General features: G+C 70.4%; 21 protein-coding genes. 15 read left to right on the top strand and 6 right to left on the bottom strand.

Going from position 1 to position 24,935, the window contains the following annotated elements:
- Window positions 1–103 precede the first annotated feature (103 nt).
- The 8 genes from ACIOD2_RS21910 to ACIOD2_RS21875 all read left to right on the top strand — a co-directional run bounded on the left by ACIOD2_RS21910 (window position 104) and on the right by ACIOD2_RS21875 (window position 10,765).
- Window positions 104–1,180, top strand: a complete 1,077-nt coding sequence (locus ACIOD2_RS21910; RefSeq protein WP_400540747.1) for an ABC transporter substrate-binding protein — start codon at window positions 104–106, stop codon at window positions 1,178–1,180.
- Window positions 1,180–2,736, top strand: a complete 1,557-nt coding sequence (locus ACIOD2_RS21905; protein WP_400540744.1) for a sugar ABC transporter ATP-binding protein — start codon at window positions 1,180–1,182, stop codon at window positions 2,734–2,736. The genes ACIOD2_RS21910 and ACIOD2_RS21905 overlap by 1 nt, the downstream gene beginning before the upstream one ends.
- Window positions 2,729–3,691 (top strand): ABC transporter permease, encoded by a 963-nt coding sequence (locus ACIOD2_RS21900; protein WP_400540741.1) that lies wholly within the window; start codon window positions 2,729–2,731, stop codon window positions 3,689–3,691. Before ACIOD2_RS21905 ends, ACIOD2_RS21900 begins: the two co-directional genes overlap by 8 nt.
- On the top strand, window positions 3,688–4,662 hold the full coding sequence (locus tag ACIOD2_RS21895) for an ABC transporter permease (RefSeq protein WP_400540738.1): 975 nt from the start codon (window positions 3,688–3,690) through the stop codon (window positions 4,660–4,662). Before ACIOD2_RS21900 ends, ACIOD2_RS21895 begins: the two co-directional genes overlap by 4 nt.
- Before the next feature lie 31 nt (window positions 4,663–4,693).
- The gene (locus ACIOD2_RS21890; protein WP_400540735.1) at window positions 4,694–7,189 is read left to right on the top strand and encodes a LamG-like jellyroll fold domain-containing protein; all 2,496 of its coding nucleotides are present in this window, start codon (window positions 4,694–4,696) and stop codon (window positions 7,187–7,189) included.
- A gap of 77 nt (window positions 7,190–7,266) precedes the next feature.
- A complete protein-coding gene (locus ACIOD2_RS21885; RefSeq protein WP_400540732.1) occupies window positions 7,267–9,606 on the top strand; it encodes a hypothetical protein in 2,340 nt (779 codons plus the stop codon).
- A gap of 108 nt (window positions 9,607–9,714) precedes the next feature.
- Window positions 9,715–10,110 carry a carboxymuconolactone decarboxylase family protein gene (locus ACIOD2_RS21880; RefSeq protein ID WP_400540729.1) on the top strand — a complete coding sequence of 132 codons (396 nt, stop codon included), beginning with the start codon at window positions 9,715–9,717 and terminating at the stop codon, window positions 10,108–10,110.
- Between the two features lie 10 nt (window positions 10,111–10,120).
- Window positions 10,121–10,765, top strand: a complete 645-nt coding sequence (locus tag ACIOD2_RS21875) for an epimerase (RefSeq protein ID WP_400540726.1) — start codon at window positions 10,121–10,123, stop codon at window positions 10,763–10,765.
- 4 nt (window positions 10,766–10,769) lie between these two features.
- On the opposite strand, the gene ACIOD2_RS21870 is transcribed toward ACIOD2_RS21875, so the two are convergent.
- The gene (locus tag ACIOD2_RS21870) at window positions 10,770–11,441 is read right to left on the bottom strand and encodes a TetR family transcriptional regulator (protein WP_400540723.1); all 672 of its coding nucleotides are present in this window, start codon (window positions 11,439–11,441) and stop codon (window positions 10,770–10,772) included.
- 61 nt (window positions 11,442–11,502) lie between these two features.
- On the opposite strand from ACIOD2_RS21870, the gene ACIOD2_RS21865 reads away from it, so the two are divergent.
- Window positions 11,503–12,066: a TetR family transcriptional regulator gene (locus ACIOD2_RS21865; protein WP_400540720.1), complete on the top strand. Its 564-nt coding sequence runs from the start codon at window positions 11,503–11,505 to the stop codon at window positions 12,064–12,066.
- Here the strand turns inward: ACIOD2_RS21865 and ACIOD2_RS21860 are convergent.
- Window positions 12,059–12,475, bottom strand: a complete 417-nt coding sequence (locus tag ACIOD2_RS21860; RefSeq protein ID WP_400540717.1) for a PGPGW domain-containing protein — start codon at window positions 12,473–12,475, stop codon at window positions 12,059–12,061. The two genes, ACIOD2_RS21865 and ACIOD2_RS21860, sit on opposite strands and share 8 nt — an antisense overlap.
- Complete coding sequence (locus ACIOD2_RS21855) at window positions 12,442–13,902, bottom strand: serine hydrolase domain-containing protein (RefSeq protein ID WP_400540714.1); 1,461 nt, start codon at window positions 13,900–13,902, stop codon at window positions 12,442–12,444. Before ACIOD2_RS21855 ends, ACIOD2_RS21860 begins: the two co-directional genes overlap by 34 nt.
- Window positions 13,903–14,044: 142 nt before the next feature.
- Between ACIOD2_RS21855 and ACIOD2_RS21850 the strand changes: the two genes are divergently transcribed.
- Genes ACIOD2_RS21850 through ACIOD2_RS21840 form a run of 3 tightly spaced genes read left to right on the top strand, consistent with a single transcriptional unit; the run spans window position 14,045 to window position 15,448 of the window.
- Window positions 14,045–14,380 carry an ArsR/SmtB family transcription factor gene (locus ACIOD2_RS21850; RefSeq protein ID WP_400540711.1) on the top strand — a complete coding sequence of 112 codons (336 nt, stop codon included), beginning with the start codon at window positions 14,045–14,047 and terminating at the stop codon, window positions 14,378–14,380.
- Window positions 14,377–14,847 (top strand): SRPBCC family protein, encoded by a 471-nt coding sequence (locus ACIOD2_RS21845; RefSeq protein WP_400540708.1) that lies wholly within the window; start codon window positions 14,377–14,379, stop codon window positions 14,845–14,847. Before ACIOD2_RS21850 ends, ACIOD2_RS21845 begins: the two co-directional genes overlap by 4 nt.
- A 1-nt stretch (window position 14,848) precedes the next feature.
- The gene (locus tag ACIOD2_RS21840; protein ID WP_400540705.1) at window positions 14,849–15,448 is read left to right on the top strand and encodes a dihydrofolate reductase family protein; all 600 of its coding nucleotides are present in this window, start codon (window positions 14,849–14,851) and stop codon (window positions 15,446–15,448) included.
- On the opposite strand, the gene ACIOD2_RS21835 is transcribed toward ACIOD2_RS21840, so the two are convergent.
- Both ACIOD2_RS21835 and ACIOD2_RS21830 read right to left on the bottom strand, forming a co-directional pair.
- Window positions 15,436–16,032, bottom strand: coding sequence for an FMN reductase (locus ACIOD2_RS21835; protein ID WP_400540702.1), 597 nt, complete (start codon window positions 16,030–16,032; stop codon window positions 15,436–15,438). The two genes, ACIOD2_RS21840 and ACIOD2_RS21835, sit on opposite strands and share 13 nt — an antisense overlap.
- Complete coding sequence (locus tag ACIOD2_RS21830) at window positions 16,029–17,117, bottom strand: LLM class flavin-dependent oxidoreductase (RefSeq protein WP_400540699.1); 1,089 nt, start codon at window positions 17,115–17,117, stop codon at window positions 16,029–16,031. Before ACIOD2_RS21830 ends, ACIOD2_RS21835 begins: the two co-directional genes overlap by 4 nt.
- A 115-nt stretch (window positions 17,118–17,232) precedes the next feature.
- On the opposite strand from ACIOD2_RS21830, the gene ACIOD2_RS21825 reads away from it, so the two are divergent.
- From ACIOD2_RS21825 to ACIOD2_RS21815, 3 genes are all read left to right on the top strand, one after another.
- Window positions 17,233–18,567: a hypothetical protein gene (locus tag ACIOD2_RS21825; RefSeq protein ID WP_400540696.1), complete on the top strand. Its 1,335-nt coding sequence runs from the start codon at window positions 17,233–17,235 to the stop codon at window positions 18,565–18,567.
- A gap of 132 nt (window positions 18,568–18,699) precedes the next feature.
- Entirely contained in the window at window positions 18,700–20,751 is a 2,052-nt protein-coding gene (locus ACIOD2_RS21820; protein WP_400540693.1) for a type IIA DNA topoisomerase subunit B, read from the top strand.
- Window positions 20,752–20,780: 29 nt separating this feature from the next.
- Window positions 20,781–24,479 carry a DNA topoisomerase (ATP-hydrolyzing) gene (locus tag ACIOD2_RS21815; RefSeq protein ID WP_400540690.1) on the top strand — a complete coding sequence of 1,233 codons (3,699 nt, stop codon included), beginning with the start codon at window positions 20,781–20,783 and terminating at the stop codon, window positions 24,477–24,479.
- Between the two features lie 52 nt (window positions 24,480–24,531).
- On the opposite strand, the gene ACIOD2_RS21810 is transcribed toward ACIOD2_RS21815, so the two are convergent.
- On the bottom strand, window positions 24,532–24,858 hold the full coding sequence (locus tag ACIOD2_RS21810; protein WP_400540687.1) for a hypothetical protein: 327 nt from the start codon (window positions 24,856–24,858) through the stop codon (window positions 24,532–24,534).
- Window positions 24,859–24,935: the final 77 nt, after the last annotated feature.

Below are 24,935 nucleotides of genomic sequence, written 5' to 3'. Positions count from 1 at the left end.
TTACAACGTTGTTCCAACGATGTAAAAAGTACCTCAAGGCTCCCGCGGTGACTCCGATCACCCCGGTGAGCGGGCCACCACCGTCGCTGCCCGAGGAGTCGCTGTGCCGCTGTCCACCCGTCCCCGCCTGGTCCTGGTCACCGCGGCCGCCGCCGCGCTCACCCTCACCTCCTGCACCGCCCGGGAGGAGACGCCGGCCGCGCCGTCGAGCGGCGGTGGACCGGCCGCTTCCGCCTCCTCCGCCGCGCCGTCCGCCGACGGCTGCACGCTGGCGAAGACCGGCTACCCCAAGATCGACCCGAAGACTGCGGTGATCGGCTTCTCGCAGTCCGAAAAGGAGGCCAACCCCTTCCGGATCGCCGAGACGCAGTCCATTCGCGACCAGGCGTCGAAGCTCGGCATCCCGGCCGACAAGCTGCTCGTCACCAACGCCCAGAGCGACCTCAACCGGCAGATCAGCGACATCAAGTCGCTGCTCGACCGGGGTGCCCAGCTGCTGATCGTCGCGCCGCTGAACTCCGACGGCCTCCAGCCGGCGCTCGACGCCGCGAAGGCCAAGAAGGTCCCGGTCGTCACCATCGACCGCAAGGTGACGTCGGCGCCGTGCACCGACTACCTGACCTTCATCGGCTCCAACTTCATCGAGCAGGGCAAGCGCGCGGCCGACGCGATGGTGAAGTCGACCGGAGGTAACGGCAAGGTTGCAATCCTCCTCGGCGCGTCCGGCAACAACGTGACGACCGACCGCACCTCGGGCTTCAAGGACGAGCTGGCCAAGACGCCGGGCCTGTCCGTGGTCGCCGAGCAGACCGGCGAGTTCGACCGGTCCAAGGGCCAGGCCGTGATGGAGCAGCTGATCCAGAGCCACCCCGACCTCACCGCCGTCTACGCCGAGAACGACGAGATGGGCATCGGCGCGGTCAACGCGCTGAAGACCGCGGGCAAGACGCCGGGCAAGGACGTCAAGGTCGTCTCGGTCGACGGCACGCGCAACGCCGTGCAGCTGATCGCCGACGGCAGCTACAACGCCGTCATCGAGTCCAACCCGCGCTTCGGCCAGCTCGCCTTCGACACGCTCCAGAAGTTCGCCGACGGCCAGCCGATCCCGGCCAGCATCGTGATCACCGACGACCAGTACGACGAGACCAACGCGGCGCAGAAGGTCGGGAACGCGTACTGATGACCGCAGCCACCGAAGAGGACGTCGCGATGACGACCGCACCGGTGCTCGAGGTGGCCGGGGTGACCAAACGGTTCCCCGGCACCCTCGCGCTCGACGACGTCAGCTTCCGGCTCGCCCCCGGCGAGGTGCACGCCCTCGTCGGGGAGAACGGCGCCGGCAAGTCGACGCTGATCAAGGTCATCACCGGCGTCTACCAGCCCGACGAGGGCGAGGTGCGCCACCTCGGCGAGCCGGTGACGTTCAAGCAGCCGATCGAGGCGCAGCGGGCGGGGATCTCCACGATCTACCAGGAGGTCAACCTCGTCCCGCTGATGAGCATCGCCAGCAACGTCTTCCTCGGCCGCGAGCCGCGCACCCGCGCGGGACTCGTGGACTGGTCCAAGATGTACGCCGACGCCCGCGAGCTGCTCAAGGGTTACGGCATCCACGACGACGTCAAGCGCCCGCTGCACACCCTGGGTGTCGGCGCGCAGCAGATGGTCGCCCTCGCCCGCGCGGTCTCGACCGACGCGAAGGTCGTCATCATGGACGAGCCGACGTCGTCGCTCGAGCCGCGTGAGGTCGAGACGCTCTTCGAGGTGCTGAACCGGTTGCACGCCGAAGGCATCGCGATCGTCTACGTCAGCCACCGGATGGACGAGCTGTACCGGGTCTGCGACAGCGTCACCGTGCTGCGCGACGGCCGGGTCGTCCACAGTGGACCGCTGGCCAAGCTCCCGCGCATCGAGCTGGTGTCGCTGATGCTCGGCCGTGAGATCCGCCAGATCCGCGAAGAGGGCGTCACGGCGTTCGGCGAGGAACACGACGTCGACCGCGAACCGCTGCTCAAGGCCGAGCACCTGGCCGGGATGCGGCGGCTGCACGACGTCTCGGTGAGCATCCGGCCCGGCGAGGTCGTCGGCCTGGCCGGGCTGCTCGGCTCCGGGCGCAGTGAGACCGCGCGGGCCATCGTCGGCGCGTTCCCGCTCGACGGTGGATCCGTGCTGCTGGCCGGAAAACCGCTGAAGAAGGGCAAGATCGCCGCCGCCATGCGCGCGGGGATCGCGCTGCTGGCCGAGGACCGCAAAACCGACGGGATCATCCCGAACCTGTCGGTGCGCGAGAACATCGTGCTCGCCGCGCTGCCGACGCTCTCGCCGCTCGGCCTGGTCAGCAAGGCCAAGCAGGACAAGGTCGTGAAGATCTTCATGGAACGCCTGCGGATCAAGGCCTCGAGCCCCGAGCAGAAGGTGTCCGAGCTGTCCGGCGGCAACCAGCAGAAGGTGCTGCTCGCCCGCTGGCTGGCCACCGGCCCGAAGATCCTGCTGCTCGACGAGCCGACCCGCGGCATCGACGTCGGCGCCAAGGCCGAAGTCCAGGCACTGATCGACGAACTCGCGAAGGAAGGCCTCGGCGTGCTGCTCATCTCGTCCGAGCTGGAGGAGCTGATCGACGGCTCGGACCGGGTCATCGTGCTCCGCGACGGTTCGGCCGTCGGCGAGCTGACGGGTGACGCCATCACCGAGGAAAACGTCCTGGCCGCGATCGCAGCGGAAGGTGACAACGATGTCTAGCGCCACCCTGACCCGATCGCCCGACCGGGCCACGGTCACCGCGTGGCTGCAGAACTACGGCGTCTACCTGGCCGTCGTGGTTTTGCTGCTGTTCAACGTCTTCTTCACCGAGAACTTCCTGTCCGCGGCCAACTTCCGCACCCAGCTGGTGCAGGCCGCGCCGGTCTGCATCGTCGCGCTCGGCATGGCGCTGGTGATCGGCACCGAGGGCATCGACCTGTCGGTCGGCTCGGTGATGTCGATCGCCGCCGCGCTCATCCCGCTCTACCTGGGCGCCGGGCCGATGACGGCCGTCATCGTCGCGGTGATCGCGGGCATCCTGTCCGGCCTCTTCAGCGGCTACCTGGTGGCCTACCTCGGGATCCAGCCGATCATCGCGACACTCGCGTTGCTCGTCGGCGGCCGCGGGCTCGCGCTCGTCATCGCCCACGGCCAGCTCGTCCAGCTGCACAACCAGGACTTCCTGGAGCTGGGCACGGGTGACGTCCTCGGCGTGCCGATCATGGTCATCGTCGCCGGGGTGCTCGCGGTGCTGGCCGGGCTGGTGGTGCAGCGCACGACGTTCGGGCGGCAGCTGGTCGCCGTCGGCGGCAACCGGGCCGCCAGCTCGCTGGCCGGGCTCCCGGTGAAACGCGTGCTCGTCGGCGTCTACGTCATCTCCGGGGCGCTGGCCGCGGTGGCCGGCGTGCTCGCGACGTCACGGCTGGGCGCCAGCGACCCGAACGACCTGGGTCTGCTGATGGAGCTGTCCGCGATCACCGCGGTCGTCGTCGGCGGCACGCCGCTGACCGGCGGCCGGGTCCGCGTGCTCGGCACCGTGTTCGGCGCGCTGCTGATGCAGCTGGTGCACGCCACCCTGATCAAGCACAACCTGCCGGACTCGACCGCGCAGATGGTCCAGGCGGCCATCATCGTCGTCGCCGTGTACGTCGCTCGTGAGCGGAGCCGCAAATGACCGCGACCCAGACCACCGCGCGCAACGCGGCGTTCGCCGGGGTCCTGCAGCGGCAGGGCGCGGCCGTCGTGCTCGTGCTCGGCCTCATCGTCGCGTGGTTCGCGTTCCCGCGCTTCGGCTCCGCGGACAACCTGCGCGACCTCGCGTTGCAGGGCTCGTTCCTCGCGGTGATCGCGCTCGGCATGACGTTCGTGATCATCTCCGGCGGCATCGACCTGTCGGTCGGCTCGAACTACGCGCTCGGCGGCGTGCTCGCCGCATACGGCTCGCAGTACGGCTTCTTCGTGGCGATCCTGCTTCCGCTGGTCGTCTGTTCGGCGATCGGGCTGATCAACGGCCTGCTCATCGCCCGCACCGGGATGGCGCCGTTCATCGTGACGCTGGCGACGCTGCTGTTCGCCCGCGGCCTGCTGCTCGCCATCACCTCCGAAGGCGCGACGACGTTCAAGATCGAGCCCGGCTCGGCGATCCTCTGGCTCGGGCAGGGCACGATCTTCGGCGTCGGCGTGCCGGTGTACCTGACGCTCGTGCTGTTCGCGCTCGGCGGCGTCCTGTTGCGGCGCACCGGGTTCGGCCAGTCGGTGTTCGCCATCGGCGGCGCCGAGCAGTCGGCCCTGCTGATGGGCCTGCCGGTCGTCCGCACGAAGATCACGCTCTACACGCTGAGCGGCGCGCTCGCCGGTTTCGCCGGCATCCTCACCGCCGCGTACCTGCAGTCCGGCGTCACCGTGATCGGCGTCGGCACCGAACTGGACGCGATCTCGGTCGTCGTCATCGGCGGCACGCTGCTCACCGGCGGTGCCGGGACGATCGTCGGCACGCTCGTCGGCGTGCTGCTGCGGGTGCTGATCCAGAACGTCATCAACCAGGTCGGCACGCTCGACTCCAACTACCAGACGGTGGTGAGCGGGGCCTTCCTGCTCATCGTCGTGGTGATCCAGCGTCTGCTGGCGCGGTCCCGAACCCGCTGAGCTCCTTTCCCCCCAACAGGAGGTCTCAACGATGTTTCGTCCTGCCCGCAGAACCCGCCGGTGGCTCACCGCCACCGCCGCGTTCGCCGTCGCGGTCGCCGGCCTCGGCACCGTACCCGCGGCGAGCGCCGCGGCCACCCCCCAGTGGCAACGCCTGACTCCGCCGCTGTCGACCCCGTGGACGAAGGACGTCTCGCCCGCGAACGCCCTCCCCGACTACCCGCGGCCGCAGCTGACCCGCGACAAGTGGCAGAACCTCAACGGCGTCTGGGAGTTCGCCAAGGCGACCCCGGGTGAGGCCGCGCCGGTCGGGAAGACGCTCGGCGAGCGGATCCTCGTGCCGTACCCGGTCGAGTCCGCGCTGTCCGGGATCATGCGCCACGAAACGAACATGTGGTACCGCCGCACGTTCGAGGTGCCCAAGAACTGGCAGATCGGCAAGGGACAGCGGCTGCAGCTGCACTTCCAGGCCGTCGACTACGACGCCACGGTCATCGTCAACGGCAAGACCGTCGGCCGCCACACCGGCGGGTACGACGCGTGGTCCGTCGACGTCACCGACGCGCTGACCACCGCCAAGACCCAGGAGATCGTCGTCGGCGTCGCCGACCCGAACGACCAGGGCGGGCAGCCGATCGGCAAGCAGCGCCAGCCCGGCGACGGCATCTTCTACACACCGTCCTCCGGCATCTGGCAGACCGTCTGGATGGAGCCGGTCGCCTCGGCGCACATCGACCGCCTCGACACCACCCCGGACGCCGCGACCGGGACGGTCACGATCAACGCCGTGGTCGGCGGGCCGGTCAAGCAGCGGGTCGACGCGACCGCCTACGACCACGGCCGTCCGGTCGGGCACGTCACCGGCGACGCGAACAAGCCGTTGAAGCTCAAGGTGGACCGGCCGCACCTGTGGACGCCGGACGACCCGTTCCTCTACGACCTGCGCGTCAAACTGTCCACAGGGGACGAAGTCGGCTCGTACTTCGGCATCCGGACGATCAGCGTCGGCAAGACCGCCGACGGCAAGCAGCGGATGCTGCTCAACGGCAAGTTCGTCATGCAGGTCGGCCCGCTGGACCAGGGTTTCTGGCCGGACGGCATCTACACCGCGCCGACCGACGCGGCCCTGAAGTTCGACCTGCAGCAGGAGAAGGCGCTCGGCTTCAACATGGTGCGCAAGCACATCAAGGTCGAGCCGGACCGCTGGTACTACTACGCCGACAAGCTGGGCCTGATGGTGTGGCAGGACATGCCGGCGATGAAGGACGACGTCGAGCCGACGCCCGCGTCGCGCGTCAACTACGAGTCCGAGATGCACCGGATGATCGACCAGCACCGCAGCTTCCCGTCGATCGTCACGTGGGTGCCGTTCAACGAGGGCTGGGGCGACTACGAGGTCGGCCGGATCGCCGACGAGGTCAAGTCGTGGGATCCTTCGCGGCTGGTCAACGCCGAGTCCGGCGTCAACTGCTGCCGGTCCGAACCGGACAGCGGGGCCGGGGACATCTACGACGACCACACCTACACCGGACCGGGAACGCCGCTGCAGACCGGCACCCGCGCCGCGGTCGACGGTGAGTACGGCGGTCTCGGCCTCAAGGTCGCCGGGCACGAGTTCGACCCGGCCGGCAGCTTCGCCTACGAGATGGAGCCGGACAGCGCGACGCTGACCCGGCGCTACGGCGAGCTCCAGCAGCGCCTGCTGCTGGTCGCCCAGCGGTGCGGTGTCTCGGCCGGCGTCTACACGCAGACCACCGACGTCGAGAAGGAGGTCAACGGCTTCTTCACCTACGACCGGCAGGTGAAGAAGATGGACTTCGCGGCGGTCCGCGCGGCCAACGAGGCGGTCATCAAGGGCGCTACCGGCAGGCCGGTGGCCGGGCCTTCGGTGCCCGCGGGCACCCCGGGGATCGACGGCATCGCCGCCTACCCGTTCGACGAGAACACCGGCACGGTGGCCGCGGACGCGGTCGGCGACCACGACGCGACGCTCGTCGGCGGCGCGTCCTGGACCGCGGGCAAGAGCGGTTCGGCGTTGGCCACCAACGGTTCCGGCCAGTACGCCGACACCGGCGCGTCACTCGTCAACACCGAAGGCAGCTACAGCGCGGCCGCGTGGGTCAAGTTCAACCAGGTCGGCGACGGCTTCCAGACGGTGGTCAGCCAGGACGGCGACAGCACCAGCGCGTTCTTCCTGCAGTACTCGGGCGCCGACCACAGGCTGGCGTTCAGCTTCGTGGGCACGCGGGCCCTGGCGCCCGCCGCACCGGAGGCGAACCGCTGGTACCACGTCGTCGGCGTCCGCGACGCGGCTTCGGGCACGCTGAAGCTGTACGTGGACGGCCAGCTGGCGGCCACGAAGAGCGTCTGCCTCGGCGACCCGTCGACGGGCCACACGGTGATCGGCCGCGGCAAGTACGGCGGCGGCCCGGTGGACTACCTGGACGGCGCGGTCGACCAGGTGCACGTCTACGACCGGGCGCTGTCCGACGCGGACGTGAGCGCGTTGTATTCGAGCGGCAAGTAGGGCAACCGCAAGCGCCAGTGGCGCGTGTTCGGCCCGGGGACCGTGATCGCGGTCCCCGGGTCGACACGTTTCAGGGGGTGAGCCCGTTGGGCTCCAGAAGATCCGCCCTACCCGCGAGAGCGGGCATCCTCGTCACCACCGCGGCACTGCTCATGACCGGCACGGCGCTGCCGGCGAGCGCGACGACGTCCACGACGCTCCGGTCGTCGTCGTGGTCGTACATCGACTCGGCCAAGCCGAAGACGAGCTTCGTCAACCCGGCCGGGGACGCGCCGGTCGGCGCGAAGACCGACCACGGGACGAAGCACGTTTCGAAGTCCTACTTCACCTTCGACCTCTCCGGACTGGGTGGCGCCAAGGTGCTCTACGCGCGGCTGACCACCGGGGAGACCACGGTCGCCGACTGCACCGCGGCCCGCGGCACCGAGCTCTGGGTGACCGCGCCCGCGAAGAAGGCGCCGACCTGGGCCGACCAGCCCAAGGAGCTGGGCAAGCTGTCCGGCCGGAGCGACCCCGCCGAATGCCCCTCCGAGTTCGTCGGCTGGGACGCCGGACCCGAGCTGCAGCAGGCGATCGACGCCGGCCGCACGTCACTGACCCTGGCCCTGCGCCTGCCCGAGGGCCAGCAGTACAACCCGCGGTTCGCGCGCACCTACCGGCCGACGCTGTCGGTGAGCCTGGAGGAGAACCAGCCGCCGGCCACGCCGACCGCGCTCAAGACCGGCGCGCACCCGTGCGCGGACAATCCCCTGGTCCGGCGGGGCGGCGCCGGACTGTCGGCGGCCGTACGCGACCCGGACGACATGAACATCTCGGCCGAGTTCGCCTGGTGGCCGGTGGACCACCCGGACCAGCGCGCAACCGGGACCGATGACATCTACGGGTCTCTCGAGACCTACTACGACCCCGACGCGCGGCTCGCCGACGGCGTTACCTACGCCTGGCAGGTCCGCGCGAAGGACAGCCTGGCCACCAGCCCGTGGAGCGTGACCTGCCGGTTCACCACCGACTTCACCGCGCCCGCCGCGGCGCCGGTGATCACGTCGGCGGACTACGACTACGAGTTCCCCGGCCACGGCGGCACGGGCATCCCCGGCGCGTTCACCTTCGACGCGCAGGGCGACCCGGACGCCATCGGCTTCACCTGGAGCGGCGGGTACGTCGCCGCCGACCACCCGGGCGGCAAGGCGACCGTGCGGTACACGCCGGCCTCCAGCGGGCCGCAGGACATCTACGCGCAGAGCGTCGACGCGGCCGGGAACACCTCGCCGTCGGGCGGCTACCGGTACTGGGTGGCCTCCAACGAGCCCACGGTCGCCTGCACCCCGGCGTCGGACTACGTCGGCGTCCCCCGGCAGTGCACGTTCAGCCCGCGCGGCAACGGCGGCGCGACCGCGTACGTCTACAAGTTCAACCAGGATCCCGAAACCACGGTGGCGGCGGGAGCGGACGGCACGGCCACGGCCACGATCACCCCGTCCACGCCGGACCAGTTCCAGACGCTGTCGGTCCGGACGCGGCTCACGAACGGCAACCTCACCGCGGCCACGAACCACAACCCGGGCATCCGCCTCGGCGAGCCGACGGTGGACGTGCCCGCCGGCGTGGCGGTCGGCAAGCCCGCCGAGTTCACGTTCCACGCCGTGCTCCCGGGCTCTGTGAGCTTCGGCTACAGCTGGGACGAGGGCCCGATCGTGACGGTGCCGGCCGGCACGTCCACCGCCGGCGTCGGGAAAGCCACGATCGTCCCGGCCGAGTCGGGCTGGCACATCCTGAGCGTGTTCAGCACCACGGCGTCCGGGCAGCGGTCCGGAACCACCGACACCTACGTCGAGGCGGCTTCGGACCAGCCCGTGGTGACCAGCGCGGTCTACCCGGAGAACGGCTTCGGCGGCGGCACCACGATCCCGGGTTCCTTCACGTTCTCGACGCCCGGCGCCGTGAGCTACACGTACACGTTCAACGACCAGCCCGCGGTCACGGTTCCGGCCGGGGCGGACGGCACCGCCGCGGTCACCCTGACCCCGTTGCACGCCAACTCGCAGACGCTGCTGGTGAGCGGCACGTTCGGCGACGGCTCGCAGTCGGAGACGCGGCGGTACGACTTCTACGCCAACCGGATCACACCGCAGGTGTCCTGTGACACCACCGGTGCCGTGCGACCGGGCCAGGAGGTGCACTGCACGTTCACGACCCCGCAGCCGGACGCGGTGTCGTTCCGCTATTCGCTGGACGGGCAGCCGGAAGCCACCGTGCCCGCGAACGGCGCGATGACCTTCACCGTGCCTGCCGACCAGACGTCGGAGATCTTCTTGTCGGTGTGGAGCGTCAACGCGCTCGGGCTGTCCTCGGACGAGCTGAGCACCGGCTTCTCGGTCGACCCCGGCGCGGGCGCCCGGACGGTCCGGGCGGTCTGATCCACCCCGTGACGGCCACCCTTTCGTGGTGGCCGTCACGGTTGCCCTGGAGCGCGCTCCAGCCCCTAGCGTCGATCGGGACAACGACCACTGGGGAAAGGAACCGACATGACTGACGAGCGCTTCGAGCGTGGCCTGAAGACCCTGACCGAGATCGACGGCGAGGCCGGGCAGCGGGTGCTCGACGCGCTCGCCGACGTCGCCCCCGCGCTGGGCGAGGCCGTCGTGTCGTGGGGGTTCGGGGAGATCTACTCGCGGCCCGGGCTGGCGCCGCGCGACCGGCAGCTCGTCACCCTCGGCATGCTCACCGCCCTCGGTGGGTGCGAACCGCAGCTGGACGTACACGTCAACGCGGCGCTCAACGTCGGCCTGACGCCGGCCGAGATCGTCGAAGCGCTCCTGCACTCGGCCGTCTACTGTGGATTTCCGAAGGCGCTGAACGCGACCTTCGCGGCCAAGAAGGTCTTCGGCGAGCGCGGCTTGCTGCCGGTGACCGCGGAATAGGGGTGGGCTCGTGCGGGTGGTCCTGTTCGGCGCGACCGGGATGGTCGGGCAAGGCGTGCTGCGGGAGTGCCTGCTGGACGAGCGGGTCGAGGCGGTGCTGGCCGTGGGCCGGGCGCCGGTCGGCACCACCCACCCGAAGCTGACCGAGCTGGTGCGCGAGGACCTGTTCGCCCTCGAGCCGATCACCGGGTACGACACGTGTTTCTTCTGTCTCGGCCTGTCTTCGGTCGGGGTGGCGGCCGACGAGTACGAGCGGATCACCTACCAGCTCACGCTTTCGGTCGCCGCGAAGCTGCCGGAGAACACCACGTTCCTGTACGTCTCGGGCGCGAGCACCGACAGCACCGAACGCGGCCGGGTGCGCTGGGCGCGGGTCAAGGGCGCGACGGAGAACGCGCTGGCGAAGCTGCCGCTGCGGACGTTCTTCTTCCGCCCCGGCTACATCCAGCCGCTTCACGGGATCACGTCGAAGACGCCGTTGTACCGGACGATCTACCGCGTCGTCGCGCCGCTGTACCCGGTGCTCCGGCGGCTGGCGCCGCGGGCGGTGACGACCACGGAGGAGATCGGCCGCGCGATGCTGGAGGTCGCGGCGCACGGTTACGAGCGCCAGATCCTGGAGAACGCCGACATCACGGCGGCCGCGCAGCGCTGAGGCGTCACCGGCCGCGCGCGACCAACCCCGCGAGCAGGTTCGCCAGCCCCTCGGCCAGCGCCGTCGTGAACAGCTCGTCCACCGGCGGGCCGCCCAGTTCGGCGGACGCGGCGGCGACGGCCTCGGTCGGGTTGGCGTACGGCCACAGGCCCGACACCACCACGACCACCGCGCTCGCGAAGTGCGCCGCGCCCTCCGCCGACAGCTCCGGGATCCGCTTGCGGACCAGCGTGCCGAGCCGTTCGGTGTTCGCGGCCGCGCGGCGCTTGAAGCTCCGGGCGAACTCGAGGGAGATGTTGCGCTCCAGCACCGAGCCCATCGAGCTGACCAGGTCGCACAGCAGCGGACGCCCGGCCAGCGACGTCGCGAGCGTCCCGGCGAGACGTTCTTCGCGGGCGAAGCCGGGTTCGGCCGGCCCGGGGTCGGCGAGGGTCTCTTCCAGGTCGTCGAGCCAGTCCGTCCAGGTGACGTCCAGGACCTCGAGGAAGATCGCCTCGCGGCTGTCGAAGTAGCGGAGCACGTTCGACTTCGCCAGCCCGACCCGGCAGCTGAGCTCCCGCAGGCTGATCTCGGCGACCGGCCGCTCGGCGAGCAGCTCGCGCGCGGCGGCGAGGATCGCCGCACGGCGTGCCTCGATCTGCTCCGGCCGCCGGGCGCGCTGGAATCCGCCGCTCATGAGGCCGAGGTTACCGCTCGGCCGGACCGCGCTGAACGTTCGTTCAACTAGAATCGGGGCCATGGCCACCCGGGATCCCGCCGCGAAGCGCCGCCAGCTGCTCGACGCCGCGCTGGCGGAGTTCGCCGCGCACGGCATCGCCGGGGCCCGGATGGACCGGATCGCGACGCGCGCGCAGTGCAGCGCGGGCCTCGTCTACACGTACTTCGGCAGCAAGGACGACCTGTTCGACGCGGTCTTCGACACGATCGTGGAGCGCACCCTCACCGAGACGCCGATCACCGCCGACGACCTGCCCGGGTACGCCGGCCGGCTGTTCGACGGCTACGTCGCCTACCCCGAGGTGCCCCGGATCTCCGCCTGGTACCGGCTCGAACGCGCCGGCACCGGCCGCACGATCCAGGCGATCACGGACTCGGCCAAGGGCAAGGTCGACGCCATCCGCGCAGCTCAGGAGGCCGGCACGGTCTCGGACCGCTTCGAGCCGGAGCAGCTGCTGATGATGGTGGTCAGCCTGGCGTCGATGTGGTCGGCCCAGACCGTGGAGATGATCGCCGTGGCTCCCGAGGACCAGGCCTACCGCCGCGCGACAGTCACCGAAGCGGTCCGCAAGCTGGTCAGCTGACCGCCTTCTCCTCCCGGCGGGCCTTGACCCGGCGGTAGCTCCAGATCAACAGCGCGAACAGGATCGCCGACGACAGGATCAGGCTCGATCCGGTGCTCCAGCCGCTGAACGGCAGCGACTTCACCGTGCCCCAGACGATGCCCGCGGCCAGCAGCGCGAGCCCGGCCAGCACCGAGCCGGCGATCCGCAGGGGTGACGAGACGCTCTCCTCGGCCGCCTTCATCGCGCGGTCGCGGACCGGGTCGACGTACCGCTCCAGCTTCGGGAACTCCGACGCGAGCAGCAGCAGCCCGGCGAGCACCAGCAGCAGGCCGGGCCCCGGCAGGACCAGCAGCAGCACGCCGACCACCAGCAGGATCCCGCCCGCCACCGTGATCATGATGCGCTTGGCCTGTTTACCGATCCCCACTCGGCCACTCCCCTCGTTCCGTCCGATTCTTCCCGGTTGTGCCCCCGCGTGCCACTCGCGAGTACCCGGATCCGCGCCGCGGACACCACGAGCCCGCCGAGCGTGGCCACGCCCAGCCAGACCACGACGCCCGGCCAGACGTACAGGATCTGCCCGAACGTGCCCTGACGCCCGGCGAACACGGCGCTCATCAGCTCCGGCAGCAGCACCAGGACCAGCGCCGGCAGCAGGCACGGCACCGACCGCAGCCCGGCCCGCCACCACGACGTCCGGCGTGCCGCCCACCGTCGCGCGTGGACGACGCCGAGCACAGCGAGCACCACCGAGAGCAGGATCAGCCCGGCCAGCACCCGGTCCGCGACCACCCCGGCGGGCAGCGCGAGCTCCGGCGCCCCGCCCTGGACGAGCGTCGCAAGGCCCTGCGCCAGCGACTCGGCGTCGTTGTCCAGGGCCAGCCCGGTCGTGGCGAGCACCGTGACGCCGTAACCGCCGGGCAGCAGGATCTGCGCGGCGGTGTGGCTGAACCACTCGCCGTTGTGCGACAGCTGCCCGGGCCGGTAGGCGCCCCAGCCGAACGCGTAGTCGTGCCCGGGCGCCGGCGTGTGCGCCAGCGCGGCCGACGCCGGCGACAGCACCCCGCCGCCGTCGCGCTGGGCGATCAGCCAGCGGGTCAGGTCGGTCGCGGTGCTCAGCACACCGTGGCTGCCGCCGGTGAACCAGTCCGGCTCGGACACCGGGACGGCGAAGCCGAACGCCCGCACGTACCCCGGCGAGAGGTCCGCGGGCGGACTGTCCACAGTGGAACTGGACGTCATGCCGAGTGGCACGAACAGCCGGGTCCGCAGGTATTCGGGGAACGGCTGCCCGGCCACGACCTCGACGATCCGGGCGGCCACCTCGTAGTTCGGGTTGTGGTAGTGGAACGTCGTGCCCGGCTCGTCCGCCAGGCCAGCGTCCCGCAGCCGCGAGACGGCTTCGGCGAGGGTGTGCGGCTGCGGCAGCTTCAGGTCGGGGAACGCCGAGTCGGCCATCCCGGACGTCTGGTCCAGCAGCATCCGCACGGTGATCCGCGCGCCGCGCGGGTCGGCGAGCCGGAACTCCGGCAGGTACCGCGTCACCGGCTCGTCGAGCCCGACACGGCCGGCGTCGACGAGCTGGAGCACGGCGAACGCCGTCATCGACTTGCTCAGCGACGCGATCGGCAGCCGGGTGGACGCGGTGATCGGCGCGCCCGCCGCGTCGTGGCCGTACCCGGCGACACGCACGACGTCGGCGCCGTGCGTGACGGCGACCGCGGCCCCGGGCAGGCCGGTGTGGTCGAGGTAGGCGCGGACGTAGTCGTCGATCCCGTTACCCGCGGGAGCGGCGGAAGCCGGGGTCACCAGCAGCACGAGAAGCGCGCCGAGCAGCGCGAACAGCCTGGTCATGGCGCAAAAGTAGGCAGCGGGCCCACCCACTGTCGGCTGCCGGACGACCCGAGCCACCCCCTACCTTCGACACCTCCTTGACGCCGTTCCGAGCCGGGCTTACATTCAACACATCGGTTGATAAACAGATTGGTTGATAAAGATGACGGTTGACGAGGAGGCGCTGGACCGGGCGTTCACCGCCCTCGGCGACCCGGTGCGCCGCGCGCTGGTCGCCCGGCTCTCCCGCGGCGAGGCGACGGTCAACGAGCTGGCCGAGCCCTTCGCGATCACGAAGCAGGCGGTCTCCCGGCACATCCAGGTGCTCGAACAGGCCGGGCTGATCACGCGAAGCCGTGACGGCCAGCGCCGGCCGTGCCACCTCGTGCCGTCCGCACTCGAAGCCCTCACGGGCTGGATCGACACCTACCGGCTGGCCACCGAGCGCACCTACCGGCGCCTCGACGCCGTCCTGGAGACCCTGGAGGAAACCGAATGAGCACCACGATCACCGCGCAGCCCGGCACCCCGTTCATCGAGGTCACCCGCGAGTTCGCCGCGCCGCCGGCCGCCGTGTTCCGCGCGCACCGGGAGCCGGACCTGGTCAAGCAGTGGCTCGGCCCGGCCGACCTGGAGATGGAGATCTTCGAGTACGACGTCCGGTCCGGCGGGAGCTACCGGTACGCGCACCGCGCCGAGCGCGGCGAGTTCTTCTTCCGCGGCGTGTTCCACAGCGTCGAGAACGACACCCGGATCGTGCAGACCTTCGAGTTCGAAGGTCTGCCGGGCGAGGTCAGCCTGGACACCACGACCTTCACCGGCCTCGGCGACGGCCGGACGCGGATGCAGACCCGGTCGGTGTTCCCGTCCGTCGAAGCGCGGGACACGGCCCTGGCGAACAACATGAGCCGGGGCATCACCGAGTCGTACGAGCGGCTCGACACCCTCCTCGAAAAGGAGAGCTGACATGGCGGTGACGGCGAGCTTCTGCATGTCCCTCGACGGTTTCGTGGCGCGCCCGGACAACAGCGTCGGGCCGCTCTTCGACTGGTACGAGGGTGGCGACGTCGCAGTGCCGATGGTCGGTTACCCGATCGCGTTCCACGTCTCCGAAGCGAGTGCCGGCTACCTCCGGCGGCACCTGGCGCAGGCCGCGCACAGCGCGTTCGTCTGCGGCCGCACGGTGTTCGACTACACGCACGGCTGGGGCGGCAACCCGCCCGGCGGCGGCCGGGCGTTCGTCGTGACGCATCGCCCGCCGCCCGCGGACTGGCCGGAAGAGCACCTGGCGCCGTTCACCTTCTGCCCGGACGTCGCGACCGCGATCGAACGGGCGAAGGAGGCCGGGGACGGCAACGTCGGCGTCTCCGGGCCCAGCATCGCCCGGCAGTGCCTGAACCTCGGCCTGCTCGACGAGCTGAAGATCGACCTCGTGCCCGTCTTCCTCGGCGAGGGCGTCCGCTACTTCGAAGACCTCGGCACCGGCAAAGCCGAGCTGGAGCGGGTCGAGGTCGTCGCGGGCGACGGCGTCACGCACCTGAGCTACCGGGTGCACTACCGGTCCTGAGCGGACACCTCCGCCAGCAGCTGGTCGAACGGGACGAACGACGGCGCCGCGGCCACCGCGGGACGGCCCGCGGCCAGCGACGCCAGCTCGGCGCCCGCCCGCTCGATCCGCCGTTGCAGCGCACCTTCACCACTGCCCCAGTCCGACGAAGCCGCGTACACGCCCGTCGCGACCGGGTCCGCCTTCAGGTACCCGAACAGCGGCCGCAGCTGGTAGTCGAGCACCAGCGAGTGCCGCTCGGTGCCGCCGGTCGCGCCGAGCAGCACCGGCTTGCCGACCAGCGATTCCGCGTCCAGGACGTCGAAGAACGACTTGAACAGGCCGCTGTAGCCGGCGGTGAACACCGGCGTGACGACGATCAGCGCGTCCGCACCGGTCACGGTCTCGATGGCCTTGCGCAGGTCCGGGCTCGGGAAGCCGGTGAGCAGGTTCTTCGTGACGTCGAGCGCGATGTCGCGCAGCTCCACCACCTCGACGGAGACCGGGGACCCGGCCGCGGCGACCGTCGCCGCGGCCAGCCGGTCGGCCAGCAGCCGGGTCGAGGACGGCATGGACAGCCCGGCCGTCACCACCGCGAGCTTCATGCCTGGCTCCCCACCAACGTCGCGGCCTTCAGGGATTCGTGCGTCGGCGCGTCCGGCACGTGCGCCGGGCGCATCGCGTCGAGTTCCTTGCGCAGCACCGGGACCACGTGCTCACCGAGCAGGTCGAGCTGCTCGAGGACGACCTTCAGCGGCAGGCCGGCGTGGTCCATCAGGAACAGCTGGCGCTGGTAGTCGCCGAAGTGCTCGCGGAAGGTCAGCGTCTTGTCGATGACCTCCTGCGGGCTGCCGACGGTCAGCGGCGTCTGGTCGGTGAACTCCTCCAGCGTCGGGCCGTGCCCGTAGACCGGCGCGTTGTCGAAGTACGGCCGGAACTCGTTCCACGCGTCCTGCGACTTCGGCCGGATGAACGCCTGGCCGCCGAGACCGACGATCGCCTGGTCGGCCCGGCCGTGGCCGTAGTGCTCGAACCGCTGGCGGTAGAAGGCGATGAGCTGCTGGAAGTGCTCCTTCGGCCAGAAGATGTGGTTGGCGAAGAAGCCGTCACCGTAGAAGGCGGCCTGCTCGGCGATCTCCGGGCTGCGGATGGAACCGTGCCAGACGAACGGCGGGACGTCGTCGAGCGGGCGCGGCGTGGACGTGAAGCCCTGCAGCGGAGTGCGGAACTTGCCCTCCCAGTCGACCACGTCCTCGCGCCAGAGCCGGCGCAGCAGCGCGTACTTCTCGATGGCCAGCGGGATGCCCTGGCGGATGTCCTCGCCGAACCACGGGTAGACCGGGCCGGTGTTGCCGCGGCCCATCATGAGGTCGACGCGGCCGTCGGCGAGGTGCTGCAGCATCGCGAAGTCCTCGGCGATCTTCACCGGGTCGTTCGTGGTGATCAGCGTCGTCGACGTCGAGAGGATCAGCTTCGACGTCTGCGCGGCGATGTGGCCGAGCATCGTCGTGGGCGACGAAGGCACGAAAGGCGGGTTGTGGTGCTCACCCGTCGCGAAGACGTCGAGACCGACCTCTTCGGCCTTGAGCGCGATGCGGACCATCGCCTTGATCCGCTCGTGCTCGCTCGGCGTGGTGCCGGTCGTGGGGTCCGCCGTGACGTCGCCCACCGTGAAGATTCCGAACTGCATGACCTGCTCCCTTTCCGAAGGCGCACCGCCCATCTTACATGCGCGTTCAACTACTTCCAAGCAAGAGATATTCCGGCCGTCAACCCGTGAGGGGCCACCAGCTAAGGTCAAAGGCATGGACGCGGAGTTCGCTCGGCTGGGTTTGGCAGAACGTTCGGTACGACTTCTCACCGGCCGCGACATCTGGGCCTCGATCACCCCACTGCTCAGCCCGCGCCGGAACCTGGTGGCCGCCTTCGGTCACGTCGGTCCCGGCGCGGCCGCCCTGCTGCCGTTGCAGCCGGGCGACACGCTGATCACCGACGCGGGTCTCGACTCGGTGCTGGCCGGCACGACGAGCCCGCACGCCCTGCTGCACTGGGTGAAGGCCGGCGTGGCCGTGCACTCGCTGCGCGGGCTGAACGCGAAGCTGGTGATCGCCGAGGACGACCCGGCGTTCGTCGTGGTCGGCTCGGCCGACGTCACGGCCGCCGGCCCGCGGCAGCTGTTCGAGGCGGTCACCGTCTCGACCGAGAAGCACACCGTCGAAGAGGCCCAGGAGGCCTGGCTCGAGTGGGCCGACCTCGCCGGGCCCTCCCTGACCGCCGGTGACCTGGAACCGCTCCTGGAGCAGTACGGCGCCGGCAAGCTGGTCACCCCGGCGCGCCCGGCCACCTCGACGCCCCGCGCGACCGCGCGGCCCGTGGTGACCACCCGCCCGGCCACCCCGGTCCGGCCCGCGGCCGCGACCCCGCCGCCGTCGCCGGTCCGCCCGGCCGCGCCCGCTCCTTCGCCGGTGCGCCCGGCCCCGCCCGCCCCGTCGCCGGTCCGCCCGGCGGTCGCCGAGACCCCGGTCGAGCCGGAGCGGACCGAGAGCCCCGCGCCCGCCGAGGTCCCCGCGGCGGTTTCCGAGGCCCCGGAACCGGTTGCGGCAGCGGCCGAAACGGAACCGGCCGAAGCCACCGACGTCCCCCGGCCGTCGTGGCCGCGCCCGGCCGAGCTGTACCTGGTCAGCCTCGTCGAGGGCGGCGAGCCGTCGGCCGAGGCCGAGTACCGGCTGGAAGAGCTGTCCCGCGAGTACTCGCACCCCGGCGAAAACGGCGAAGCACCCTTCCGTGTCGAACTGTTCTGGGCCGACGACGGCCAGGGCCAGGACCCGCCGCGCACCCTGCGCGGCGGCGTGCACGTGATCCGCGTCTACAGCCAGAAGCAGGGGCGGGCGCTGGTCGGGTCGCGGGCCGAGGCCCCCGGTCTCGTACTGCAGGCCTACACCGACGAGTTCGCCTACCCGCGCCGCACGTACTGCTACCTCCTGACGCGCGAGACCGAGGCGAAACCGGCGTTCGGGGACCTGCGCAAGGGCCTCGCCACGATCGGCGAGAAGCCGAACTTCCGGAACAGCTTCCAGGTCCCGCGGAAGATCGAAGCCCTGCTCGCACTGTGGCCCGACCTCGAATTCGACCCTCGCTAGGGGGCGGTTCACGCCACACCGGGGGACGGACGCGCGGAAGTTGTCAGGGCAGGCGGATATCCTGCAGTACGGTGCAGGCCGAGTCCGCACCTCACCGAACCTTCGCGAGCCACGATCCGGGAGAACGACCCTGTGACTGCCGAGACCTTGTACGGGGCCGACGACCTGACGCACCTCGAGGGGCTCGAGGCCGTCCGCAAACGCCCCGGGATGTACATCGGCTCCACCGACAGCCGTGGCATCAACCACCTCTTCTCCGAGGTGGTGGACAACTCCACGGACGAAGGTGTGGCCGGCCACGCCGCGCGCATCGTCGTCACGCTGCACGCCGACAGCAGCGTCCAGGTCGACGACGACGGCCGCGGCATCCCCACCGGAACCCACGCCAAGTCCGGTTTGTCCGGCGTCGAACTGGTCCTGACCCGGCTGCACGCCGGCGGCAAGTTCGGCGGCTCCGGTTACAAGACCTCCGGCGGCCTGCACGGCGTCGGCGCGTCGGCGGTCAACGCGCTGTCGCACCGCTTCGACGTCACCGTGAAGCAGGACGGCAAGGTCCACCAGATGTCGTTCAAGCACGGCGTCCCCGGCATCTTCGACGCGCCCGGCCCGAAGGCGAAGTTCACCCGCCACTCCGGCCTGAACCTCGTCGGCAAGATGAAGCGCGGCGAGCGCAGCGGCACCTCGATCCGCTACTGGTACGACTCCCGCTACTTCGAGTCCGGCGCGGCGCTGGACGTCGAGGGCGTGCGCGCGAAGCTGCGCAACACCGCGTTCCTCGTCCCGGGCGTTACGTACGTCCTGCGCACGGCCATCGAGGACACGATCAACGAGGAGACCTTCCACTTCCCGAACGGGCTGGTGGACATGGTCGACTTCCTCACGCCCTCGGGCGAGAAGCCGGTCTGCGGCACGCTGATGATCACCGGCGAGGGCACGTACAAGGAGAACGCGGCCGACGCGGCGGGCGTCATGCAGTCCAATGTGGAGCGCCGCGCCGAGATCGAGGTGGCGCTGCGCTGGGGCACCGGCTACGAGCGCACGGTCGAGTACTTCACCAACACGATCCGCAACGTCCACGGCGGCACGCACCGCCGCGGCTTCGACCGCGCGATGGCGAAGGCGTTGCAGGACGCCATCTCCAAGACCCGCGGGCTGCTCAAGCCCAAGGAGGACATGCCGACCATCGAGGACGTCCTCGAGGGCATGACCGCCGTGATCCACGTCCGGCTGCCGGAGCCGCAGTTCACGTCGCAGACCAAGGACGAGCTGTCCACCGCCGGCATCACCCGCGTCATCCAGGGCATCGTCGACAAGCAGGTCAAGGCCTGGACCGAGGACCGCCGGACCAAGTCCGAAGCGAAGGTCGTGCTGCAGAAGGTGGTCGACGCCTCCCGCGTCCGGCTCACCCAGAAGCAGCAGAAGGACGCCGCGAGGCGCAAGACCGCGCTGGAGGGCGCGGCGATGCCGCCGAAGCTGGTCGACTGCCGCACCACCGGCGTCGCGCGCAGCGAGCTGTTCCTGGTGGAGGGTGACAGCGCGCTCGGGTCGGCGCGCATGGCGCGCGTGTCGGAGTACCAGGCACTGCTGCCGCTGCGGGGCAAGATCCTGAACGTCCAGAAGGCGTCGCTGGGCGACACGCTGAAGAACGCGGAGATCGCGTCGATCGTGCAGGTCCTCGGCGCGGGCACCGGCCGCACGTTCGACCTGACGACCATGCGCTACGGCCGGGTGATCCTGATGGCCGACGCCGACGTCGACGGCTCGCACATCCGGACCCTGCTGATCACCCTGTTCGCCAAGTACATGCGCCCGGTGATCGAGGACGGCCGGCTGTACGCGGCGATGCCGCCGCTGCACAAGCTCGTCACGAAGGGCCGCAACCCCGAGACGCACTTCACGTACACGCAGCAGGAGATGGAGTCCAAGTACGCGGAGCTGGAGCGGTCGGGCAAGAGCATCGTCACGCCGGTGCCGCGGTTCAAGGGCCTCGGCGAGATGGACGCCGACGAGCTGTGGGACACCACGATGAACCCGGCCAGCCGCTCGGTCCGCCGGATCACGATGGACGACGCCGAGGCCGCCGAGACCGCGCTGGAGCTGCTGATGGGCGAGAAGGTCGAGCCCCGGCGCAACTGGCTGGTCGCCTCCTCGGACCGCATCGACCGCGACGCCATCGACGCTTGATATTTTCGTAGCTACCAAGGAGTTCTGCCGTGGCACGCCGCAAGGGCACCACCACCAAGGTCGATCCCAGCGCGTTCGACTCCGCCGGTGCGAACGTCTTCGACAACTCGCTGAAGACCGAGATCGAGGACTCGTACCTGGAGTACGCGTATTCGGTCATCCACTCACGCGCCCTCCCGGACGCGCGGGACGGCCTGAAGCCGGTGCACCGCCGGATCCTCTTTTCCATGCACGAGCAGGGTTACCGGCCCACGCACGCGTATGTGAAGTCGTCCCGCGTCGTCGGTGACTGCTTCGTCCGCGGCGCGCTGGTGTCGACCCCGGACGGACTACGGCCGATCGAAGAGATCGGGATCGGCGAGCAGGTCCTCGACAGCCGGGGCCGGGCGGTACCCGTCACCGAGGTCTACGAGAACCCGGTGTCCGAACTCGTGCGAGTCAAGTGGTCGAACGGGCACACGATGCTCGTGACGCCGGGACAGCGGTTCCGGACCGTGGCCGAAGACTCGACGCTGACCTGGACGGACGCCCGCGACCTCACCGGACGGCTGACCGTCGCCTACGGGAACGCCCGCCGGGACGAGCGGCCGGCGGGCGGCGACCGCTACGCCTACCTCCTCGGCTTGATCACCGCCGAGGGCTTCGCGGTCGACCGCAACCGCGACGCGGACGGCCGGGTCCGGATCCACATGTGCGACGTCGAACCGCTCGACGCGGTGTACGACTGGGCAACGGCCAACGGGCTCGGCGTGTCCCGCGGAACTCGCACCGCGGCGAAGCCGGAATGGCGCGACCAGCACATCCTCACCTTCTCCCGCCACGATGGCCTGCTCGCGGCCGGGAGCCCCCTCAGCGACGCGAAGGCCGTTCCGGCGGAAGTCCTCACCGACCGGTCTTCATGGGCGCCTTTCCTCGCCGGAATCTTCGACGGCGACGGCTACATCCGCAAGAACCACCGCGAGATCGTCTACGTCAGCACGAGCGAAACGCTCATCCGGCAGGTCTACGCGATGCTCGCGGATCTGGGCATCCACGGTCACCACTGGAGCAACCCGAAGGCTGACGGCCACAAGACCCTGCTGGGCCTGTCCGTCACCGGATCCGACGCCGCGGTGCTGGCCCGCGTCCTGACGCCGTGGATCAAGATCGGCTACAAGAAGAGCGCACTGGAAAACCTCACGGAAATCGCCTACGGCTACGGCGGCAAGCAGGGCAACGACCGGCTGCCCGCCAAGGCGGTCATGGCCGAGTTCTCGGCCGCCCACACCGGCGGCGGCATCGCTCTGGCCGATCGCGCATTTCCCCTTCCGCAGGCCGGCCAGGACGGCTGGATCGACAAGCTGCGCCGGATCGGCTCCCCGCTCGCCGACAACCTCGACGCGCTGAAAGGGTTCTCGTTCCTCGAAGTCGTTTCGGTCGAGCCGGTCGAGCCGGACGTCACCTACGACATCCAGGTCGGTACCGACGATCACGAGTTCACAGCCGAGGGTTTTGTCGTCCACAACTGCATGGGCAAGTACCACCCGCACGGTGACACCGCGATCTACGACGCGATGGTCCGCCTCGCGCAGGACTTCTCGCTGAACGCGCCGCTCATCGACGGGCACGGAAACTTCGGTAGCCCGGACGACGGCCCGGCCGCTTCGCGATACACCGAAGCCCGCATGTCCCCCGAGGCCATGCAGCTGGTCGGTGAGCTCGGCGAGGACACCGTCGACTTCCGGCCGAACTACGACGGCTCGCTCGAGGAGCCGACCGTGCTGCCCGCGGCGTTCCCGAACCTGCTGGTCAACGGCACGTCCGGGATCGCGGTCGGGATGGCGACCAACATGATCCCGCACAACCTCGGCGAGGTCGTCGCCGCGGCGCGGTGGCTGATCACGCACCCGACCGCGACGCTCGACAAGCTGATGGAGTTCGTCCCCGGCCCCGACCTGCCCACCGGCGGCAAGCTGCTGGGCCTCGACGAGGTCCGCCGCGCGTACGAGACCGGCCGCGGCGTCGTCCGGATGCGCGCGAACGTCGCGACCGGGCCGCTCGAGGGCAGCCGCGGGCGGCAGGCGATCACCGTCACCGAGCTGCCCTACGGCGTCGGCCCGGAGAAGGTGATCGAGAAGATCACCGACGAGGTCAACAAGTCCAAGCGGCTGACCGGCATCGCCGACGTCAAGGACCTCACCGACCGCGAGAACGGCACGCGGCTGGTCATCGAGTGCAAGGTCGGCGTCAACCCGCAGGCCCTGCTGGCCGACCTCTACCGGCTGACGCCGCTGGAGCAGTCGTTCGGCATCAACAACCTCGTCCTCGTCGACGGCCAGCCGCAGACGCTGGGCCTCAAGGAGCTGCTGGAGGTCTTCCTCCGGCACCGCTACGAGGTCGTCACGCGGCGCACGAAGTACCGGCGCCGCAAGCGTGAAGAGCGGCTGCACCTGGTCGACGGCCTGCTGATCGCCCTGCTGAACATCGACAAGGTCATCAAGCTCATCCGCGAAAGCGAGAACGCGCAGGCCGCGAAGGACGGCTTGATGACGCGGTTCAAGCTGTCGGAGATCCAGGCGACCTACATCCTCGACACCCCGCTGCGCCGGCTGACCAAGTACGACCGGATCGAGCTGGAGTCGGAGCAGGAGCGGCTGCGCGAGGAGATCGCGGAGCTGAGCAAGATCCTCGACGACGAGTCGGTGCTGAAGAAGCTCGTCTCGTCGGAGCTGGCGAAGATCGCGAAGGACTTCCCGACCGAGCGCCGGACCGCCCTGATCGACGGCGACCTGAAGGAGGTCCTGGCCGCGTCGAAGCCGTCCGGGCCGCTGGAGGTCGAGGACGACCCGTGCCAGGTGATCCTGTCGGCGACCGGTCTGGTCGCGCGCACGGCGGCGGAGTCCGAGGAGTCGACGGAGACGCGCCGGCGCAACGGCCGCGTGAAGCACGACGCGGTGTCGGCGGTGGTCCACACCACGGCCCGCGGTCAGATCCTGCTGGTGACGAGCCGCGGCCGGGCGTTCAAGACGGACGTCCTGCCGTTGCCGGTCCTCCCGGAGCAGGCGGGCACGGTCTCCTTGCGCGGCGGCATGGCAGCGCGCGAGCTGATCCCGCTGGAGAAGGGCGAGACGGTCGTCGGCATCGCGCCACTGGGCGAGCAGGCAGCGGGCTCCCCCGGCCTGGCGCTGGGCACGCGAGCCGGCGTCGTGAAGGTGTGCTCGCCGGAGTGGCCGGTGCGTTCGGACGAGTTCGAAGTGATCAGCCTGAAGGACGGCGACGAGGTAGTCGGCGCGACGTGGCTCCGGGACGGCACGGAGACGCTGGCGTTCCTGACGTCGGAGGCGTCACTGCTGAAATACGCGGCGTCGCTGGTCCGCCCCCAGGGCCTGAAGGGCGGCGGCATGGCGGGCATCAACGTCGGCGCGGGCGCGGCGGTCTTCTTCGGAGCGGTCCGCACGGACGACGACGAGCACGGCGAGCCGATGGTCATCACGGCGACGGGCGTGAGCGTGAAGGTGACGCCGTTCAGCGAGTACCCGGCCAAGGGCCGAGCAACAGGCGGGGTCAGGGCCCAGCGGTTCTTGAAGGGCGAGACAGAGCTGAGGGTCGCCTGGATCGGCCCGCGCCCGGCAGGTTCGGCCCGCAACGGCGACCCGGTGGAGCTACCGGAGGTGGACGTCCGCCGCGACGGATCAGGCCACGCCCACCCGGGCCCGGACGTGGTGGGTCACCTCATCGAGCGAGACTGACGGTCGGCTCGGCTGCGGAGCACCCTCCGCAGCCGGGGCCGGTCGTCGCCACTCAGGTCTCCTCCGGCATGGGCACGCCGAACAGCTGACAGCCCGGCTGCTCTCCCGGCGCCGCCCGCACGACCCGATCACAGAGCGCGCGAGGACACCGATGTGCCTTCGCGAGGCCGTACGCCACGAGCAGGTCGCCGTCGATGTCGCTGTGGCGGATCGTCTGGTTCTCCTCCGCGGCGGTGAGCCGGGCGACTTCCGCCTCGAACGCCTGCCAGCCGTCGAGGGTGTCCTTTCCCGCGCGCGTCTGCTCGAGCAGCGTGTCGAAATCCCGGCGCAGCCCGAACCAGTTCGCGTCGCCGGCGATACGCCGCAACCGGGTGCACAAGCCGGTCCACCTGGTACGGCGCGCCTCGTCCGACATACGACCTCCGGTGTTTCCGCCGGTGACAGGACCTCGGTAGG

The organism is Amycolatopsis sp. NPDC088138 (assembly GCF_044741685.1).
Taxonomy (GTDB): Bacteria; Actinomycetota; Actinomycetes; order Mycobacteriales; family Pseudonocardiaceae; genus Amycolatopsis.
This window is presented reverse-complemented; position numbering and strand designations above follow the sequence as displayed.